This is a genomic window from Arsenophonus sp. ENCA (assembly GCF_002287155.1).
GTDB classification, from domain to species: Bacteria; Pseudomonadota; Gammaproteobacteria; order Enterobacterales; family Enterobacteriaceae; genus Arsenophonus; species Arsenophonus nilaparvatae.
Genome location: NZ_NHNG01000171.1, coordinates 1 through 3059, shown reverse-complemented (window position 1 = coordinate 3059; position 3059 = coordinate 1). Strand labels below are relative to the sequence as shown.

Genomic DNA, 3059 nt, shown 5'->3' with positions numbered 1-3059 from the left:
ATCGAGAAGTTAAACAAAATTGTGGTATTGAACGCTGTCAGGCTCGCACGAGCCGAGCGCAAAGAAATCATATTTTTCTCGCTATTTCTGCGTGGTTTGAACAACATAAACGTCGTATATCTGAAAAAATAACCCTTTATCAACAAAATTGGGACGTAATCAAAAATGCTATTGCTGAGCACATCCGTGTTTTATTAGCGTACCCAAATTAGTTTTGTGCGAAACTCGTGTCATAGTCCAGGCAGTAGTACAGCTTTGTAAATAAATAGGTAAACCAATGTGAGCTTCTAATCGTTCTTTTAGTGGAAAATTTTTAATATTGTAATACGGTGAGCTAATATAATGCCGTCGATTGAATTAATAATAGCATTAGTAATTACACTAATTGCTACCAGCCGCTCTAAACAGCCTTGATAACAGGTAAAAAAATATTCGATTTTTGTTAATAACTACTCGTTAAATGAATGATTATCGTTAGCAATTAGCTCGGTAATATCTTCATGTAAAAGTTTATTATTGAGTTCATATAGTGATAAAATTAATGAACCCTTATTAATTCTAACACATAAAAATTGCCAACCTTGGCTAACAATTTCTAAGCCAGTTATTGGTCTTCCCCTAAAACCTAAATCAGGAAATTCAACCTCCTTTATTAATTAAGTGTGCATTAATAAGTTCTCTGGTAATTTTTGTGATACTCGCTGGCGCTAGTTGAGCTTTTTTTGCCAAGGAAATTCTAGAAATAGATCCAAGTTGATCTGTTTTATTTGATCAGTATGCCCTACTTGCTCATTCATATAAATATCACTCAATTTATTAAAACCAACTGCAATTATGAAGAGCATTTTTTTTATATGTGAATTTGGGCTTATATTTTGTGATCTGGAGTACAGTTATAAAAAAAACATCTTATAGAAACGGCTATTGATAGCAATTATCTTAATCGTGTGTAGTGCTATTTTGGGCTGCAATTTATGGCATAAAGTATAAGTTTTTATGACATAAATAAATATTATTCTAATAAAAACCTACAGCTTTCCACCATAATAGACCAATTGTAAGGAAAATAGCCTGATTGACTAAACTAATAATAAAACCAACCTTCCACCATACACCTGTTGGTACGTAACCTGCGCCAAAAAGAATAGGTCCACGAGCATGAGAATATTGAGTTAAAGAGCAATAAAGGCTGCTAGAAAAGGCAAGCATTAATGCTGTTGGAACAGTGGGAATACCTAAATTGATACCGACTCCTAAGAAGACGGCATATAGTGCAGCTATTTGAGCATTACCGCTGGCAAAGAAATAGTGAATATAAAGATAGGCGGCATTAAGCATTAATAAAATAATAACCCAATTCGTATCTTGCATGCTATGACTAAGACTGTCACCAATGAGGTTGCCGAACCAAGTTGTAAATCCCAGAATTTTCAGTTCATTAGCCATCATTAATAGCGCAGCGAACCAGATAAGTGTATCCCAAGCATCTTTTTCTTTTTTTACATCTTCCCAAGTTAATACCCCGGTAAGTAGTAATACAGATAAACCAGTAAAAGAAGCGGTTGTGGGATCAATTCCTAATATATCACCAAATATCCATAGTATAAGTAGCAGCAATACCGTAGCTAAAATTAACCATTCATTACGTGTCACTGGCCCCATTTTTTTTAATTCATCATGTGCAATTTTAGGTGCATCTGGAGTATGACGAATAGTTGGCCGAACTAACCAATAGATTAATAATGGAATAATAATGAATGAGATCAGGCAAGGAACAATAGCTGCTAATAACCAGCTACCCCAGGTTAAGGTAACACCTGCGTTGGCGGCGAGTTTGACAGCGAGTAAGTTACCAGTATAAGCAGTCATAAACATTGCCGCAGTAATATCATTAATATTGCCAATACAAGTGATCAGAAAAGTTCCTATTTTACGGCGTGATTCATTTTCTGGATGGGAGTCAAAACTACGTGCTAATGAATCAGCGATCGGATAAATAACACCCCCACAGCGTGCGGTGTTACTTGGCATAGCAGGAGATAAAATCAAATCAGCCACCGCCAGACCATATGCCAATCCTAGCGTTCTTTTGCCTAATAGTCGGATCATCTGTAATGCAATTCGTCTGCCTAAGCCGGTTTTAATAAAACCTCTGGCAATCATAAAAGCAATTACGATAAGCCAAATTAAACTGCTATTAAGTTCACTTAGTGCAGTCATAATGGCATCATTTGCACTTTCATCTCCAGCGGCGTGACTAAGAGCAAAAATGGTAATTCCAATTAGGCCAATTGCACCAATGGGTAATACTTTAGCAACAATCGAAGCAATAGTTGCTACAAAAATAATTACGGTGTGCCAGGCAGCAATACTTAATCCTGTTGGTGGTTTTTGAAACCAAAAAAATGTTGCGACTATAGTGATAATTACTAGGGGTAACCATTTTACTTGACTGGTTATTTTACTCGCCATAACTGCTCCTTCCTTCTGCTCAGTTCTATTTTCATCAATAGTATAATAGCGCAGTAAAAGTTTTAGAATGTTAAGATTTTAGGGCACCTCGAAAAACTCAAGATTTTCAATTAACCCTTGGCTTTCATTCTAAATAATTAGATTTTTTTTGATTATCACGCTACTGATTCTATCGCACATTGCCCTGGCTAGGGCCATTTGACCCATTCTGGGCGTCAGAAAGCCACGATGCACGCGCTCTGGAAGTACGCCAACCGCTTTAGGTTGTAACATGCTGCCATCATCGTCATGGCAAAATTAGCGCGCACCTGTCCAATGGTGCGGATCAGTTTTCTACCCATTTGTTCCATCGCCGCAAATGCATGTTCAACCCGTGCCCTAGTCTTTGCAATCCTGTGGTTTCGCCCTTGCTGAGTCTTGGACAACGGTTTGTTTCGATGGCCTTTACGCTGAATCTGGCTCCTATAGCCGTTTGCCTTCAGCCAAGCTTCCCGCTCCGCAGAGGGATAGCCTCGGTCGGCGTAGATATTGCGATTGGTGTTGGCCTTGTCAATGACCCTTTCGAAATGCTGACTGTCGTGGGTGCT

2 protein-coding genes and 1 pseudogene are annotated in these 3059 nt (G+C 38.1%); 1 reads left to right on the top strand and 2 read right to left on the bottom strand.

Translation table 11 applies throughout. The features are described from left to right. A pseudogene (locus CBG25_RS04485) lies at positions 1-212 on the top strand (hypothetical protein); the annotation flags it as partial. 805 nt (positions 213-1017) lie between these two features. On the opposite strand, the gene CBG25_RS04480 reads toward CBG25_RS04485, so the two are convergent. Further along, positions 1018-2472: a DASS family sodium-coupled anion symporter gene (locus tag CBG25_RS04480; protein WP_290604868.1), complete on the bottom strand. Its 1455-nt coding sequence runs from the start codon at positions 2470-2472 to the stop codon at positions 1018-1020. A gap of 215 nt (positions 2473-2687) precedes the next feature. Then, a partial coding sequence (locus CBG25_RS04475; RefSeq protein ID WP_290603757.1) for a transposase occupies positions 2688-3059 on the bottom strand: 372 nt, incomplete at its 5' end.

Excerpts from the sequence above, each read along its gene's own strand:
- CBG25_RS04480 (WP_290604868.1), bottom strand. The coding sequence starts at position 2,472 with ATGGCGAGTAAAATAACCAGTCAAGTAAAATGGTTACCCCTAGTAATT.